Source organism: Faecalibacillus intestinalis (genome assembly GCF_015097455.1).
GTDB lineage: Bacteria > Bacillota_I > Bacilli_A > Erysipelotrichales > Coprobacillaceae > Faecalibacillus > Faecalibacillus intestinalis.
On the sequence record NZ_AP024085.1, the window covers coordinates 1,784,172 to 1,797,543 of the forward strand.

At 29.9% G+C, this 13,372-nt stretch carries 12 protein-coding genes; 1 reads left to right on the forward strand and 11 read right to left on the reverse strand.

The window, feature by feature from the left end; translation table 11 throughout:
- The first annotated feature begins 30 nt into the window (after positions 1-30).
- Complete coding sequence (locus Fi14EGH31_RS09675; RefSeq protein ID WP_200764749.1) at positions 31-1,215, forward strand: MFS transporter; 1,185 nt, start codon at positions 31-33, stop codon at positions 1,213-1,215.
- A gap of 5 nt (positions 1,216-1,220) precedes the next feature.
- Here the strand turns inward: Fi14EGH31_RS09675 and Fi14EGH31_RS09680 are convergent, their stop codons facing one another.
- From Fi14EGH31_RS09680 to Fi14EGH31_RS09730, 11 genes are all read right to left on the reverse strand, one after another.
- Positions 1,221-1,919, reverse strand: coding sequence for a pseudouridine synthase (locus tag Fi14EGH31_RS09680; protein WP_227408293.1), 699 nt, complete (start codon positions 1,917-1,919; stop codon positions 1,221-1,223).
- 1 nt (position 1,920) lies between these two features.
- Positions 1,921-2,727 carry an HAD family hydrolase gene (locus Fi14EGH31_RS09685; RefSeq protein WP_118473247.1) on the reverse strand — a complete coding sequence of 269 codons (807 nt, stop codon included), beginning with the start codon at positions 2,725-2,727 and terminating at the stop codon, positions 1,921-1,923.
- Position 2,728: 1 nt separating this feature from the next.
- Entirely contained in the window at positions 2,729-3,346 is a 618-nt protein-coding gene (locus Fi14EGH31_RS09690; RefSeq protein WP_118306459.1) for a flavodoxin family protein, read from the reverse strand.
- Between the two features lie 231 nt (positions 3,347-3,577).
- Positions 3,578-4,051, reverse strand: coding sequence for a nucleotidyltransferase family protein (locus tag Fi14EGH31_RS09695; protein ID WP_200764750.1), 474 nt, complete (start codon positions 4,049-4,051; stop codon positions 3,578-3,580).
- Between the two features lie 124 nt (positions 4,052-4,175).
- The gene (rlmD, locus tag Fi14EGH31_RS09700) at positions 4,176-5,537 is read right to left on the reverse strand and encodes a 23S rRNA (uracil(1939)-C(5))-methyltransferase RlmD (RefSeq protein WP_200764751.1); all 1,362 of its coding nucleotides are present in this window, start codon (positions 5,535-5,537) and stop codon (positions 4,176-4,178) included.
- A gap of 31 nt (positions 5,538-5,568) precedes the next feature.
- Positions 5,569-6,297 carry a hypothetical protein gene (locus Fi14EGH31_RS09705; protein ID WP_052010904.1) on the reverse strand — a complete coding sequence of 243 codons (729 nt, stop codon included), beginning with the start codon at positions 6,295-6,297 and terminating at the stop codon, positions 5,569-5,571.
- A 41-nt stretch (positions 6,298-6,338) separates the two neighbouring features.
- On the reverse strand, positions 6,339-7,385 hold the full coding sequence (locus Fi14EGH31_RS09710) for a CamS family sex pheromone protein (RefSeq protein WP_107028963.1): 1,047 nt from the start codon (positions 7,383-7,385) through the stop codon (positions 6,339-6,341).
- Between the two features lie 36 nt (positions 7,386-7,421).
- Complete coding sequence (gene ligA / locus Fi14EGH31_RS09715) at positions 7,422-9,416, reverse strand: NAD-dependent DNA ligase LigA (protein WP_200764752.1); 1,995 nt, start codon at positions 9,414-9,416, stop codon at positions 7,422-7,424.
- A gap of 70 nt (positions 9,417-9,486) precedes the next feature.
- Positions 9,487-11,637 carry an ATP-dependent helicase gene (locus tag Fi14EGH31_RS09720; protein WP_118346584.1) on the reverse strand — a complete coding sequence of 717 codons (2,151 nt, stop codon included), beginning with the start codon at positions 11,635-11,637 and terminating at the stop codon, positions 9,487-9,489.
- Positions 11,638-11,710: 73 nt separating this feature from the next.
- Complete coding sequence (locus tag Fi14EGH31_RS09725) at positions 11,711-12,625, reverse strand: dihydroorotate dehydrogenase (RefSeq protein WP_107028960.1); 915 nt, start codon at positions 12,623-12,625, stop codon at positions 11,711-11,713.
- A complete protein-coding gene (locus Fi14EGH31_RS09730) occupies positions 12,618-13,370 on the reverse strand; it encodes a dihydroorotate dehydrogenase electron transfer subunit (protein WP_032090438.1) in 753 nt (250 codons plus the stop codon). The genes Fi14EGH31_RS09725 and Fi14EGH31_RS09730 overlap by 8 nt, the downstream gene beginning before the upstream one ends.
- Positions 13,371-13,372 lie beyond the last annotated feature (2 nt).

Genomic DNA, 13,372 nt, shown 5'->3' on the forward strand with positions numbered 1-13,372 from the left:
AACGAATATGTATCAAGGAAGGAAATGTTTATGAAAAAAAATCGTAGTCTTAACTTGAAATATGCGGGAAGTCAAATCTTTTATTTTGCTGCTTTTGCAGCAATGATGGGTTATGCCTCTGTCTTTTTATTAGATAAAGGTTGTTCTAACTCACAAATTGGGATTGCTTTAGCACTTTCAAGTATTATCGCTGTTTTATTACAACCTATGCTTGCCTCTTTTGCTGACAATCATAAAAATATTGAAATTAGAAATATTATGGCTCCTATCATTTTAGTGGTTATCGCATTATCAGCCATCCTTTATCTAATTCCAGAAAGTGCTTTATTTGTTTTATTTTTAGTTGTTACTATCTTTTCAATTATGTCATCAATTATGCCACTGATGAATTCTCTTGCTTTTGCTTTTGAACAACATGGTATTGAAATTAACTATGGTCTTGCTAGAGGTTTAGGTTCGGTAGCTTATGCGATTGCTTCTTTAGCTTTAGGACATATTGTTGAAAGTTTTTCTCCAGGTATTTTACCTCTTTTCTATATTTTATTTACTGTTTTATTATTTATTGTTGTTAAAATGTTTGTATTACCAAAAGAATTTAAAAATGATGTTGAACAAGTAGAAACACCACAAGAAGAAACTGAACAACTTTCTTTTGGTAAATTCTGTATGAAATATAAAAAATTCATCTTATTTTTAGTAGGATTCGTCCTTGTTTATTTTGCTCATACCATCATTAATAACTTCTTTATTCAAATTATTACAAATATTGGTGGTACAAGTGCAGATATGGGAAATGCTGTTTTCGTAGCAGCTATGTTAGAACTTCCAACAATGGCATTCTTTTCTAAAATGTCTGAAAAAATCAATTGTGGAACCCTTATCAAGTTTTCAATTTTAATGTTCTGTGTCAAACATGCCCTTACATATTTTGCGACAAATATGATTATGATTTATCTTGCTCAGGTGTGTCAAATGTTTGCTTATGCCCTCTTTATTCCTGCTTCTGTTTATTATGTCAATGAAAAAATTGCCTTAGCAGATCGCGTTAAAGGACAATCTTTAGTTACTACTTCAATGACTTTATCTGGTGTTTTTGCAAACTTCGCCGGAGGAATTATGCTTGATGCTTTAGGTGTTGGTCATGTTTTACTTGCTGGTATCATTTTATCTATTGTAGGAGCTGTTATTGTTATTTTAACGACAGAAAAAGTTTAAGCGACTCAACATTGAGCCGCTTTTTTTATAAGCTTATTTCTTTCTTCTTTTGTTAGAAAACGATAATCTCCCTCTTTTAATGAAGAATCTAATTGTATTTGATCAAAAGAGATTCTTTTTAAAGAAACCACTTCATTATTTAACGATAAAAACATCTTCTTTATTTGATGATATTTCCCCTCTTGAATCGTTACATAACACCAATAATCATCAATGATATCCATCTTTGCTGGTAGACATTGAATATTTTCATCAATAACAATCCCCCTAGCAAAAATCTCTTTATCCTTTTTACTTAGTTTCCTTTTAGCTTCGACCAAATAAACCTTATCTACATGATTTTGAGGTAATAAGAGTTTCTTTAAACTTTTATCATTTGTGAGTAGAAGTAAACCTGTCGTATCTCTATCTAATCTTCCTAAACAAAAACAATCTTTTTCTTCTATCAAATCAATAACACATTTTTCTTTTTCATCTTTATTTGCACATATATAACCTTGGGGCTTATTAAGCATGATATAAGTAAAAGGTTGACTATTTAGTATTCTATTTTGATATTCTATGCAATCATCTTCTGTTATTTTTCTTTTAGCATCTGTTTCAACAAGGCCATTTACTTTAATTAAGCCATGCTTAATGAGAGTTTTGCATTGTTTTACATTACCTAAATGATTATACATTAAAACATAATATAAATCTTTCATATTATCCCTTATAATTTTCCTTCAAATATTGAGCTACACTCTCTTGATCATGATGTCCTATAACACCTGTTGCCTTTTCTTTAAGTTCTCGACAAGCATTTTCAACAGCATAACTTTCATCAGCTATTTCAAACATAGAAAGATCATTTAAACCATCACCAAACACAACTACTTTATCACAGTTTAAATATTCTTTTAATTGTAAAATAGCGTGCGCTTTTGTTGCCTTTTTTGGTAAGATTTCTAACCACCAATCTTGGCTATAAATATCTTTAGAAAATAAGCATTGATAATAATCTTTTAAATCATGATAAAAACCTTCTAAAAGCTCTTTTGAAGCAATGCATGTTATATAAAAGACATTTCCTTTAAAAAGATGGTCTTTTATAGGATTTTTTCTTTTATCATTACGTGTACTTATAAAATCAAGTTGTTGTTTTGTTATTTTATCAGGTATATAACTAAATTTTTCATAGTTATTTCTAAAAGCATAGACAATAGGATAGAAGTCTTTTTGTTTAAAATAGAAAGATAAATCATCCACTTCTTCTTTTAAGAAGAAATTAGAAACAAGAATTTCTTGGCTTTGATTATCAATAACAAAAGCCCCATTATAAAGAATTAAAGGAATTTTAGCAGTTAATCCTTTTGTTGCTGGTTTGGCTGAATAATAAGATCGCGCTGTAGCATAAGAAAACAACATACCTTCATCTACTAATTGATTAATCACTTGATTAGTATAAGATGAAGTATGTTGTTTACTATTTAAAAGTGTTCCATCTAAATCAGAAACATATAATATTTTCATCTTATCTTATAAAATTTGTATTTCTTTTCGTATTTTGAGGAATATCAATTCCTGCTTTTTTACCAGCTTCAATACACTTTAACATCCATGCCATATTTTTACCTAAAGCATACATTGTATCTAATCCTTCTTTGTCTTGTTCTACTTCTTCTACGGTATTTCCATGAACTTCATTCCAATACATAGAAGAAACAATTGGCATCTGTGAAATACTAAAATATTTATTTAAAACATCCATACTTGTAACACTCCCTGCTCTTCTTGAAGAAGAAATCGTAGCAGCTGGTTTATGAACAAAAGCTGCTTTTCCACTATAAAAAATACGATCCATAAAACTTTGAATTTTTCCAGTTGGATGAGCGTAATAAACAGGTGTTCCAAAAATAAAACCATCTGCCTCCTTTGCCATTTCTACAAATTCATTAACACAATCATCAAAAACACATTTACCTATTTTAGCACAAGTTCCACAAGCAATACAATCTTGTAATGGAACATTAGGAATATGATAAATGAGTGTTTCTATTTCCTCTTCCTTTAATGCTTTTTTTACCTCTTCTAAAGCTCTATTTGTACACCCCTTAGGATGGGCTCCTCCATTAACTAATAATACTTTCATTCCTTTTTCCTCCTGTATTTATTGTAAAACACTCTATACTTTATGACAAATACTTATTTATTAGAAGTGAATATAAGAAAAGAAAGCCCGAGGATTTCTTAGATTAAAACATCATTCTACCATTTGTCTATTTTCAAAAGACTTAACCTTCATGTCAATATGATTCATATTGTTTATCATTAATGCATTTAGATTTTGAATATTTCTTTAATAATTAAAACAATTCTAAAATCAGTTGTTTGCTAGCGCACTTTCAATCACATCAACCTTTTCTTTTCGTCCCATTAATCTGTAATACTCACACCACAATATTGGAGATTGAAGTGGAATCTTCGTATTTTCCAAAGTCATCCATTCCACTATTTGTTCTTTATGTAAAGAACAATCATGAACTTTTCCATCACTTACAATAGAAAAACCAGCCATCACATCTACATCTATAGAATCTATGATAAATTCCATAAATGACTTCGTTTTATATTTTGAATTAGGATTTGGTGGTTGAATTTCTCCCATTTTAGACAAAATTTTTTGTACAGACTCAACATCCTCATTCGCAATCATCAAATCTATATCATGAAATTCAATTGTTATTTTCTTAAAATAAAGTAGCATAGATGCACCTAAAGCCCATGTTATATTAGCATCGTTAAATCGTAGTGCTATTTTTTTCAACAGTTCTATCTTCTTATTCAATGTATTCATAACATCCTCCAGTAAATCTAGTATTATTTTCTTAATAAGTAATCTAATATTATTATAGGTTAAGCTATAAACTTAATCAATTTTTATATAAAAACATGGTAAGAGCATTACTCCTACCATGATCTTATCTATCCGTTGTTTTTTCAAATCTTAAAATATTTTCTATGTGGAAAGTATGTGGAAACATATCGACAGGTTGACAATGAGTAATTGTATAACCATGTTCATTTAAATATTTAGCATCTCTTGCTTGAGTGGCTACATCACATGAAATATAAATAATTTCTTTAGGATTTGCCTGTAATAAATGTTCTAAGAATTCTTCTGAACATCCTTTTCGTGGTGGATCAACAAAAACAACATCTAAATGAGTATTTTTCTTTACTAGATCAACCATGTATTTTCCAGCATCATCACAGACAAAATCAGCATTATCTATTTTATTTAATAAAGCATTATTTTTAGCATCTTCAATAGCTTGTGGAACGACTTCAACCCCATAGACTTTCTTTACATGCTTTGCAAGTGAAAGGGTAATGGTTCCAATTCCACAATACGCATCTAAAACAACAGAATCTTGATTTATATGAGCTAAATCAATCGCTGTTTGATAAAGTTTTTCTACTTGAATAGGATTGATTTGATAGAATGATTTTAAGGAAATTTTATATTGATTGTCTAATAATGTATCATAAATATAACCTTTTCCATACAGTATCTTTTCTTCATCACCTAAAATGACATTATCATGTCTGTCATTGATATTTTGGATAATGGTTTTAATATGTGGAAATTCTTGAATAAGTATTTCTACAATTTGATCAATATGCTTGATTGTTTTTTGATAGGTAATAAAACAAAGCATAAATTCTTCACTATGATAGCCTTTTTTTGTAAGAATATGTTTAATATTTCCTCGATGTGTTACTTTATCATAAGGTTTAATATTGTACTCTACAAAGAGTTCTTTCACTCTTTGAATCACTGCATTAGATTCTTCATTTTGAATCAAACATTCATTACAAGCAATAATATCATTGGTTTTTTGTTTATAAAAACCTGTAACAAGTTGTCCATTTTTATCATAGCCTAAAGGCATTTGTACTTTATTACGATAATACCATGGATTTTCTTGCATTAAACAAGGTTGAACATCAACTTCTAAATGTCCAATTCTTTCCATACAATCCTTTACTCTTTTTGTTTTAAATTCTTGTTGTCCTTTACTTGATAAATGCATTAAATGACAACCACCACAGCCTTGATAAATATGACATTTAGGATTCACTCTTTCAGGTGAAGGCTTTTGTAATTCAATTAATCTTCCTACTCCATAATTTTTTAACATTTTAATACATTTAATTTGTCCAACTTCCCCTGTAATCATGCCATTTACAAAATAAGTAAATCCTTCATATTTAATGATTCCTTTTCCATCATGAGATTGATCAACACATTCTCCTATAAAATAATCATTTTTCTTCATTTTTTCCTCCAAAAAAACGAGCTGAGCTCGTTTATTGATTATTATTTGCGGCAGCTTTATTTGCTGCATCGACTTCTGCTTGTCTTTGAATTGCTTTATCTGCTGATGCTTGATCTTTAACATTTTGACCTGTATAGGTAATTGCATCAACACCTGCATGTTTTGTTCCAAATAATGGGAAATCACTTTCACCATTAGATTTTACAATAATTTCTAAATCATATTGTAAACGTCCATTTGCTTTATTTAAAAGTTGTGACCATGCAGCACCATCTTCTTTACTTTGTCCCATTGCATCATCAAAAGTATGCAAAGAATTTTCAACTAAAGATTTAGCAGTATCAACTTGAATATTATCTGATAATTGATAAGTAAGCTTAATTGTACGACAACTAACTTTAATTGCAACATCTTGAATATTTTCATCTTGTTCTATTTGTGATTCAACTTGAGTAATTGCATTTTTATCAACAGATAATAATTTCACACATCTTTCTCCATAAACAGGTCCATTATTATTTCCTGAAAAAACAAAAATATAAAGGAAAAAAGCAACTACTGCAACAACAAATAAAGTTAAAACAACATGCCATATTTTAAGCTTTCTCTTTTTCTTTTTTGGTTTAGCCACCTTTTTCTCCTTTACTTCATCATCAAATGTAAATTTCCCTGTATGATTTGCATGAATATCATTATTTGGTTTTAATTCATCTTTATCAAATTCGATTGTATCATCAAAAGAAAATCTTTCTCTTGCCATTCTTTCACCTTCTCTTCTATCATTGTATCAAATGTCTATCATTAATACAACAATGTACTTTGTGCATCCTTTCCAGCATTTTTAATCACAACAGCTTTCAATCCATCTTGATCATTAATCACTGCATAACTATCAAATCCAGAAAAATGATTATCCATTTGGTCTGCAACTGTTTCTACTACATAAATAAGTTCTGTATAACTTTTTACACTCGCAGTAATTTGAATTTTTAAACTTTGAATTGAACCATCTTTATATTTCCCATAACCTACAACACCAACAGCTTCAGTTGAAGCATTTTTTACATTGTTTTTAAAAACCGAAAATTGTGAATATAGAGCTTCATCTGCTTTATTTGCTTCATCACTTGTAAAAATATAAGTAGCATAATCTAAAGATTTAATATTTCCAACTTTTCCATTTTGACAATAACTACTATAAATAAAGCGTCCATTATAACTATTTTCTTCACTGTCATTTTGACGATAAACAGCAATAAAAGTAGGAATATCTTTCACAGATTTTTTTGTTTGTAAGTACTTATATAATCTAGAAATCGTTTCTTTTGCGTAACTGTCTATACTTCCTTCAGATAAAGTTGCATTCGTTCCACCTTTTGGATCTAGAATAATCGCTATAGACATTCCTTTTAAAGTATACTTATCTCCACTTTTTTCATAATAATCTTGTTCACTAATATTTTCTACCATCTTATTAATTTCTTGACCATCAACTAATTCTCCATTTAATGGTTGTAAAGAATATTTTTCTTTCTTTAAAAGTTGATTTTTATCATTTTGAACAAGTTGTAGACCCTCAGACATATAATAATCTGAAGTAGAGAAATAATCTGTCGATAAAGCTTGTAATTCTCTTCCTATTGTTTGAAAATCTTCAGAGGAAGAAAAATCTTGATAAAAAGTTTCTCTTACAAGATTCGTTCCTAAATTAACAATAGGATAAAATGAATCATCTAAAGAATCAGTAGATGATGTATCTTGGCTACTTTTTGTTTCTTTTTTACTTGTTTTTGACGTACATCCTGTACAAAGAAGTAAACATAATATAACTGTAAATAGTTTTTTCATGAGCACCCTCCTTTTTTGGCACATTATAGCATAAAATTATGATTTTATCATTTCCATAAACATTTCTTCCGTTAAAACTGGAATATTTAAAGATTGTGCTTTTGTAAGCTTACTACCTGCATTTTCCCCTGCTAATAAATAGGTTGTCTTTTTAGAAACGGATCCAGAAACTTTACCACCATTATTTTCTATTAAAGTAGCTGCTTCTTTTCTAGATAATGTAGGAAGTGTTCCTGTAACAACAAAAGTCATATTTTCTAATATAGATGAACTTTGAGTATCTTCAATTTCCATCTTTAATCCATAGTGCTCTAATTTATGAATGATTTCTTTATTCTTTTCATCTTTAAAATAATCAATTAAAATTTGTGCACTGGTATCACCAATATCATTGACTTCAATAAGTTGTTCATAAGAAGCATTCATCAATTGATCCATCGTTTTAAATTTCTTCATTAAAGATTTTGCAGCCGATTTACCAATATTTGAAATACCTAAAGCAGTTAAAACCTTCGTTGCATCATTTTCTTTACTTTTTTCAATGGCATTTAATAAATTATCTGTACTTTTAACAAGACCAATTACCTTTTTATCTAAAAGTTCTTGTCTTTTATCTTTTAAAATATAAATATCACTGACATCATGAATATACCCTTGATCTATTAAAGTTTCAACATACGATAAACCAAAACCTTTAATATCCATGGCATCTCTTCCTACAAAATTAACAACATTTCTAACTAGTTTACTTGGACATGTAGGATTAGAACATTTAATATCAACTGTCCCCTCTTCTTGATACGTTGGTGCCCCACATACAGGACACGTATTTCCTATTTGATAAGGAACACTTCCTGCAGGTCTTTTATCTTTGTTGACACCTTTTACTTTAGGAATGATTTCTCCTGATTTATAAACAATGATTGTATCGCCAAGACGTACATCTAAACTATCAATAAAATCTTGATTATGAAGCGTTGCTCTTGAAACCGTTGTTCCACATAAACGGACTGGTTCAAAGATAGCTGTTGGTGTAATTCTACCTGTTCTTCCAACTGAAAGTTCTATATCTAAAAGCTTTGTTTCTTTTTCTTCTGGCGGATATTTATAAGCCACGGCCCAACGAGGCACTTTGGCTGTTTGCCCTAATTGTTGTCTTTGTGCATAGCTATCAATTTTAACAACGGCACCATCTATATCATAGCCTAATTGATCTCTACTTTCACCAATCATCTCAATAGATTTCCATACTTCTTCAAAGCTATGACAAATTTGATAATTATCAATGACTTTCATTCCTTGAATTTTTAAATATTCATAACCTTGACTATGACTCGTAATTTCTTTTCCTCGAATATCTTGAATATTAAAAATAAACATAGAAAGATTTCTTTGTTTTGTAATACGACTATCTAATTGACGTAATGTTCCTGCCGCACAGTTTCTAGGATTTGCGAAAGTTTTTTTATTATTAAGCTCTTGAATTTCATTAACTTTATCAAAGGCCTCATTTGTCATATAAACTTCACCACGTACTTCAAGATATTCAATAGGTTCCTTTAATTTATTTTTAACATCTTTGATTACTTTAGCATTAACGGTTACATCTTCTCCTTGAATGATTCCATCTCCACGAGTAATAGCCGTTGTTAAAAGACCATTTTCATATCTTAAAGCCATTGATAAACCATCAATTTTATATTCAACCACAAATACTGGATCAACCAACGTTTCTTGCATTGATTCCACAAATTCTTGAACTTCTTCTTTAGAAAAAACATCTTGTAAAGAAAGCATTGGGACACGATGTCTAACTAAAACACCGGCTTCTCTTTTAGCACTTCCCCCAACATGTTGAGTTGGCGAACTTGGTGTGACATATTCAGGATGATCCTTTTCTAGTTTTTTAAGTTCTTTCATCATCATATCATATTCATAATCACTTATTTCTGGATCGTCTTGGTTATAATAACGATCATTATGATATTCAATTGTTTTTACTAATTCTTCATATCTTTTTAAATCATCCATATTCTTACTCCTTTTTCAAATCTTTTTCATTATAACAAAATAATACTAAAAAGAGAATTCTAAGAATTCTCTAATTTGTAAGTTTTTTTAATGCTTTATGATTGGCCATTAAAGACTTCAGTCCTGCTGGAAGCTCAAAAGCAATATCTAAAATATTCTTATTGACCTTAACAACAACACCCTTACCAAAAATATCATGATTTACAAGGTCTCCTACTTTCCAATCATCAACTTTATTATCTCCAATTAATTCTGCTTTAGACACTGTTTGTTTAGGTACATAATCTGTTGTTTTAAAACGAGGCTTACTTCCGCTATGAATAATTCCTTCATTTCCTACTTCATCAATGAAACGACTAGAAATTTTAGGTGAATCTGTTACAAAACTAAATCCTTCACTATCTGTTAAGAAAAGCTGTTTTCTCGCTCTTGTAAAGGCTACATATGCGAGTCTTCTTTCTTCTTCAAGACCATCATCTCCATCTTCAGCTAAACTTCTAAAGCTTGGGAAAATTCCTTCAGATAAGCCTAAAACAAAGACATAATCAAATTCTAGACCTTTAGCCATATGAATAGACATTAAAGAAACATATTGCCCTTGATCAATAGAATCATTATCTGCATATAAAGAAATATCTTGTAAATAATTTTCTAATGTTGGTGCATCTTCATGAGAAACTTGAAAATCATAAATTGAACGTTGTAATTCATGAATATTATCAATACGATTATCTTCTAAATCATTTTTTAACATATCGATGTAGCCTACATCAATCATTAATTGTTCAAACATTTCATGTAATGGTAAAGTTGAACGTCTTGCTTTTTCAATTGCTTCAACTAAAATTCGCACTTCTTTTTTAGATTTATTAGATAGTCTAATTTCATCACTATGAAGCGTTAAAGCATCATAAAGTGAAATTTGATGATTAAGTGCTACTAATTGAATATTTTCTAATGTTTTTTTACCAATACCTCTAGCTGGTGTATTAATAATTCTTTCAAACGCTAAATCTTCTTGATTACAAACAAGTCTTAAATAGCTTAAAGCATCTTTAACTTCTTTACGATTAAAGAATTTTAACCCCCCAAAAATACGATAATCAATTCCTTTACGAATCAATACTTGTTCAATCGTACGTGATAAATAGTTTGCACGATATAAAATTGCAATATCACGATAATTAACCCCATCTTGATTATTTACAATATCTTCGATTTTATTAGCAATCCAATTAGCTTCTTCCTCTTCACTTTTAGCGACATGGTGAATTACATCTTCCCCACCTGTTTGTTTAGTAAAAAGATTCTTTTCTAAACGTTGACTATTTTTACGAATTAAATTATTTGATACTTTTAATATATTTCCAGTTGAACGATAGTTTTGATCAAGAATAATTGTTTTATTAGGTTTGAAATCTTTATCAAAATCTAAAATAAAGTGAACATCAGCCCCTCTAAAGCTATAAATTGTTTGATCAGGATCTCCAACGACACAAACAATGGCATATTTTGATAATAATTGAACTAAATGATATTCAATTTCACCTACATCTTGGAATTCATCTACATGAATATATTGGAATTTTCTCTGCCATTTTTCTAATATATCTGGATAATTATCCAAAATATAAACTGCTTTTAATAATAAATCATCAAAATCTAATAAGAAATGATCTTCTTTATAGTTTTCATAGGCTTCATAGACTTTTGCTTTTTTGAGTTCTCCTGAAAATTGTCCAGCTAATTCAATAGCTCTTTGTGGAGAAACTCTTGCTGTTTTATATGAAGAAATTGTATTGATCATACTTTTAATAGAAATAACTTTTGCATCTATTTCTAATTGTGTATAAAGCTTTTTAATAAGTGCTTTTTGATCTTCTTCATCCATAATTGTAAAATTACTTGGATAATTTAAAATATTAATATGTTGTCTTAAAAATCTCACACATAAAGAATGAATCGTACAAATAAGTGTTCCACTTCCATGAATACCTACAACTTCATTCACTCTTTCTTTCATCTCGTTAGCAGCTTTATTGGTAAAAGTAATTGCCAAAATAGAACGAGGATCAATTCCTACATCCTGTATTAAATGTGCAATACGATAAGTCACAACTCTTGTTTTTCCAGAACCTGCCCCCGCAATAATTCTTAAGTGACTATCTAAATACGTTGCTGCTTCTTTTTGATTTTTATTTAACAATGTATCTAAATCCATTTATTTCACCCCTATTTATCTTATTATATTACATGGATAATGATAGAAAAAGAGAAATCTTTCATTTCTCTTTTTATTGATGTGATAATCCAACAATATCATTAATATCTTCAACACCAAGCTTTTCAAGTTCCTTTGGTAAATCTTGAATAATTTTATAACAAGCATATGGATCAACAAGGTTTTGACAACCAATCGCCACAGCGCTTGCGCCTGCAACCATCATTTCAATAACATCATGGGCACTTGAAATACCACCCATACCAATTACTGGAATCTTAACAGCTTTACTTACTTGATGAACCATACGTAAAGCTACTGGGAAAATAGCTGGTCCTGAATAACCACCTGTTCCATTAGCGATAATCGGTTTTCCAGTTTTGATATTAAAACGCATACCTACTAAAGTATTGATCATTGTAATTCCATCAGCTCCAGCTTCTTCTACAGCCTTTGCCATTTCAACGATATCTGTTACATTAGGAGAAAGTTTAACATAAACCGGTTTTTGAGAAACGGCTTTTACTTTACGTGTAACATCCGCAGCCATTTGTGGATTTGTTCCAAATTGAATACCTCCACTATGAACATTTGGACAAGAAATATTAAGTTCTAACGCTCCTACCATATCATGTGTTGAAATACGTTTTGCAGTTTCAACATAATCATCAACACAGCTTCCACCGATATTCGCAATGACTTTATCATTATAACACTTACGTAGTTCTTCTAGTTCATGTGACATGACGGCATCAACACCGGGATTTTGGAGTCCAATTGCATTAAGCATTCCACTTGGCCCTTCCGCAATACGTGGTAAAGGATTTCCATAACGTGGTTCAAGCGTTGTTCCTTTAATCATGATACTTCCTAAAACATTAATATCATAGAATCTTGTAAATTCATATCCAAATCCAAAAGTTCCTGATGCTGGAATCACTGGATTTTTCATTTCCAAACCTGGAAGTTTAACTTTTAAATTAACCATTTACAATAACCTCCTCACTTAATAAAATTGGTCCTTCTACACAAATACGTTTATAAGGTTTTGTTTTCACTTTACATGAACATCCCATACAAGCTCCAAAACCACATCCCATTCTTGCTTCAAAAGAAAGTTGTCCGTTTTCTGGATAATTTAAAGCAAGCGCATCTAACATTGGTTCAGGTCCACATGTATAATAATGATCAAATGTTAAATTAGCTTTTTTTATAACATCAATAACTGTTCCTTTAACACCTAAAGAACCATCCATTGTCGCAATTAATACATCTCCAAATTCTTGGAATTTATCAATATAGAAAACATCTTTTTTAGAAGAAAATCCTAAAACAGTTGTCACTTCTACACCTTTTTCTTTTAATTTTTTACCTAAGTTATAAAGAGGTGGTGTTCCAAGTCCTCCACCAATAAGTAAAGCTTTTCCTTCTTGAACAGTAAAACCATTCCCTAAACCAATTAAACAATCCAATTGATCTCCAATTTGTTTATTCTTTAAAATTTCTGTTCCTTGACCAACAACTTTAAAAACAATCACAATTGTATTTTCATCATAATCAGAAATAGACATTGGTCTTCTAAGATAAGGTTGTAAACTTTCATTGATCTTAATGTTTATAAATTGACCAGGTTGACTAATATATTTAGCCCCTTCTCCCTTTAAAGTCATTTCATAAACATCATCTGCAATGTTTTCAATTTTTGTAATTTCCATTAACCCTTGATAGTTCATAA